Source organism: uncultured Brachyspira sp., from assembly GCF_949287625.1.
Classification (GTDB): domain Bacteria; phylum Spirochaetota; class Brachyspiria; order Brachyspirales; family Brachyspiraceae; genus Brachyspira.
In genome coordinates, this window is sequence record NZ_CASEGO010000173.1 from 1 (window position 1) to 3,361 (window position 3,361).

Annotated in this window: 5 protein-coding genes; 1 reads left to right on the top strand and 4 read right to left on the bottom strand. The window is 27.0% G+C overall.

What is annotated here, in order from left to right; translation table 11 throughout:
- The first annotated feature begins 184 nt into the window (after positions 1 to 184).
- Positions 185 to 685 carry a type 1 glutamine amidotransferase domain-containing protein gene (locus Q1X91_RS15185; protein WP_300759396.1) on the top strand — a complete coding sequence of 167 codons (501 nt, stop codon included), beginning with the start codon at positions 185 to 187 and terminating at the stop codon, positions 683 to 685.
- Positions 686 to 844: 159 nt separating this feature from the next.
- On the opposite strand, the gene Q1X91_RS15190 is transcribed toward Q1X91_RS15185, so the two are convergent.
- From Q1X91_RS15190 to Q1X91_RS15205, 4 genes are all read right to left on the bottom strand, one after another.
- On the bottom strand, positions 845 to 1,213 hold the full coding sequence (locus Q1X91_RS15190) for a hypothetical protein (protein WP_300759398.1): 369 nt from the start codon (positions 1,211 to 1,213) through the stop codon (positions 845 to 847).
- Between the two features lie 100 nt (positions 1,214 to 1,313).
- Positions 1,314 to 2,051, bottom strand: coding sequence for a hypothetical protein (locus Q1X91_RS15195; protein WP_300759400.1), 738 nt, complete (start codon positions 2,049 to 2,051; stop codon positions 1,314 to 1,316).
- 120 nt (positions 2,052 to 2,171) lie between these two features.
- Positions 2,172 to 2,735, bottom strand: coding sequence for a hypothetical protein (locus Q1X91_RS15200; protein ID WP_300759402.1), 564 nt, complete (start codon positions 2,733 to 2,735; stop codon positions 2,172 to 2,174).
- A gap of 57 nt (positions 2,736 to 2,792) precedes the next feature.
- Positions 2,793 to 3,248: a hypothetical protein gene (locus Q1X91_RS15205; protein WP_300759404.1), complete on the bottom strand. Its 456-nt coding sequence runs from the start codon at positions 3,246 to 3,248 to the stop codon at positions 2,793 to 2,795.
- Positions 3,249 to 3,361: the final 113 nt, after the last annotated feature.

Consider the following 3,361-nt stretch of genomic DNA (forward strand, 5'->3'; position numbering starts at 1 on the left):
TTCATAGCTATTCCTTTTTGTTTGTTGTGATAATTTAAATTATAAGGAATACCTCCTTTTTTTAAACTAAAACTGTGCAATATCTATGGCTCTTAAACAGTTTATTATATTTTTACTTCTGGTAATAATTAAAAAAATGTTATATTATTATACGCACACTAAAAATTATAAAGGAATTATAAAAATGAAAGCATTAATTATTACAGACAATTTCTTTGAAGATTCAGAATTGTTTTATCCGTATTTCAGACTTATAGAAGAGGGCATTGATGTTGATATAGCAGCTCTAAACAAAGGTGAGATTAAAGGAGAATATTTTTTCAAAGTAGAAGCAAAATTAAATTTCTCAGAGGTTGATCCTTCAAATTATAAAGTCTTAATAATACCCGGAGGAAGAGCCCCTGAAGCTATAAGAGGCAATGACGATGTAAAAAGAATTATCAAATATTTCGTTGATAATAACCTCACTATAGGAGCAATATGTCATGGACAGCAGACTTTGATATCAGCTAAAGTTTTAGAAGGCAAAGACGCTACATGCTATATAAGTATAAAAGATGATTTAATAAATGCTAAAGCTAATTATAAAGATGAAAAAGTAGTGGTATGCGGTAATATTGTAACTTCAAGATGTCCGGACGATTTGCCTTATTTTGCTAAAGAGATAATAAAAAAACTCAAATAATATTTTGATATTATAAAAAACCTCATGCTTAAAAAACATGAGGTTTTATTATATGATTAATCTTTAATTAAAAGAAAGTTATTTTTATTGTTTGGTTAAAGTTCCTTGTCCAGCAACTATTCCATCAGCAGGTGCTCCTGTTCCATATTGTTTCATTTTTCATTCAGCAGCTTTGTCAGAAGTGAATGTACACTCAAAAACTTGTTTAAATCCATCTTGTTCCATCATAGTAATTTCATAAGTTTCATTTCCTTTGTCTGTTATTTTGTCTTTGGTGATAGATTGTCCTTCTTGAATAACGTATTGAACATTTCCTGTTATAGTGCCGTTTGCATCTATATTAATAGTTCCGCTTATAGGTGATTGATTATAATCTTTGCCTTCAACTTGCCAGTTACCCTGATAAGTTTGTATTCCCTTATTAGGTGTAGGAGGCGTAGGGTCTGTGCCTTTTTTCTCTCCGCAGCTTACTGCAAATATGCTTATTAAAATTAAGCCTGAAATAATTGATAAAATTTTGTTTTTCATTTTTATTCTCCTTATTTATATTTTGAATATTATTAAATAAAAAATAATAGACATGAATATTTATTAAACATGTCTATTAATTTTATTTGCTATTAAAAAATTAATTAAAATCTTTTGGTCCGAATCTGAATCCTAATTGCAATCCTATATCATAGCTGAGTAATGGTGCTTCGCTATGAGCTCCTGTTGTACTATCAATAGTTGTATTTATAGAACTAATAGCATCAACTCCTGTGTATAAACCTATATTCATTGCTATTTTTTCTGTGAAGAATATTGAATAATCAAAAGTTAATTTACCATAAAAACCTACAGGACTCATAAACTTTGTACTAGCATCTTTAAAAGCATTTTTTACCAACTCATCTTTCCAATTTTGTGTTATAGCCATAGGTATTATAACGCCAAGTCCAACACCGATAGAAAATGCTTTTATATTAAACTTTGGAAGTATACCTATTTTTAGGTTATGAGTGTAGAATGAAGCACTTCCTAATTTTTGAGTACTTTCCGGAGCGTCAATTTGTTCAATTCCATTTGGATTTTGTATTTTTGCTGTGTCAAAATTAGCATTGAAACTGTCAAAACTATAGCCCAATTCTCCTAAAAGACTTATTCCAAAATTATCCTTTATCTGCCACATATAACCTATTTGAGCAGATACTCCAATATCAAAACCTACTTTATTGCCTGAATAATAGTAAGTTCCATTTTTTGCTTCTTGAGTTGTATACATGTTATATTTAGGAAGTAAATTTATATTAAGTCCGAAAGGCACATTAAATATAAACTCAAATCCGCTTGCAGCAAATGCCGAAGTGCTTAATGCCATTATCATAGCAGAAGCTAAAATTATTTTTTTAACTGTTTCATGACAAACCCCTTATATTTTTTATTTATAACAAATGAAGTTTTTTATCCTTCAGTTAGTTATCGTTTTTATAGATTTTTATGTATTTTATTGATTAGTTAAGCGGGCATTATTAATTATCAAATATTCTTTGTAGTATGATACTCTGTACATATACTCAAGAGCATTTATAAAAGACTCTTCTATATATTTTTTATCATATTCTTCATGTTCTTTTAGTCTGATATCATACATAACTGCTTTATATATGGTTTTATAATTAGCATCAAAAAATATTTTTCTCTCCCTATTCTCTTCTTCTTTAAATTTTATTTCTTCATATTCAATTTCTTTTACTTTTTCTTTAAGCCTTTCTTCATCTTCCTCATTATAAATATTTTCCTGATTATAAAAGAATAAAGCATTATTAATAAATATATCCTCATACTTTTTTACATCTTTCAAATCAAGATTTTTTAATTCATTTAAAAGGTTATAGTCTTTTCTATCTTCCAACTCTTCTGCTGAGCTGTATAAATACATTAAAGATGAATGCAAAGAATCAAGTATATCTTTGCAGCTTTTTGCCATATAAGGATTAAAAAAGTATATGCTCTCTGCTATATAGAAAAATGTATTTATATCATCTATAATAGAATCTATATTATGCATTTTTTTATTGCCGTATTCTTTACTTCCTACATTAGAAAATACAATCTCTTCTTTGCTTTAAACAATATCATAATCAATTCTAAACCTTATAAATGAGCATAAAAACCTTAGAAAATCATAATTTTTTAGAATTAAACTAACATAATGATGTCCGTAATTTAAAATGGATTTGAATTTATTTTCATTTTCAAAATAATTTTCATGATTTAAATTATGCATTCCGTATGTTTTAAGAATATTATTTGAATATAGTTCAGAAAATAATTCTTTTAATTCATTTTTCATTTCATTGTACTTATCTATACATAATTTAAGAACTTCATCATACTGGAATTTTTTTAATTCTTCTTCTGAAAAATCTAGTCCTATAGAAAAAATATCTATATAGCCTTCAAGATATAAATATTTTATTTTTTCTGCGAAATGATAAAACATCTTATCAAAATATACAGCATCACTAGATAAATATTCTGATAATGATAAATACTCTTTTATTTCCGGATCTAATATCATACTAATAGAACTAATATATACCTAAACAAATATAGTTTGTCAAAAAATAAATTTTTTAAATTTTGATATTTGTGGGGCTTTGCCCCACACCCCAGTTCTTTTGTTGGCACAAA